Genomic DNA, 234 nt, shown 5'->3' with positions numbered 1-234 from the left:
GCCGAGTTCGTACAGTTCGACGTCGGCGCCGCCCGCGAGCGCGGCCAGCGTGCCGCCCGCGCGGGCCGCGGGCGCGGCGAAACCTTCGCCGAGCGCACCGCGCGCGATCGCGAATTCGTAGCGCGGCGCCACGGCCGCCCCCGGCTGCGCGCCGGCTTCGACGAGCGCCGGTTCGACCGTCGTCGCGAGGCCGAGCACCGCGGCCACCGGCGCGGGCCGTGCGAGCGGCGCGGC

At 80.8% G+C, this 234-nt stretch carries 1 pseudogene; it reads right to left on the bottom strand.

What is annotated here, in order from left to right:
• Nucleotides 1–234: pseudogene (locus SB816_RS35130) on the bottom strand (type II secretion system protein GspL); the annotation flags it as partial.

The organism is Achromobacter sp. SIMBA_011, assembly GCF_046535435.1.
Lineage (GTDB): Bacteria > Pseudomonadota > Gammaproteobacteria > Burkholderiales > Burkholderiaceae_B > Achromobacter > Achromobacter dolens.
This window is presented reverse-complemented; position numbering and strand designations above follow the sequence as displayed.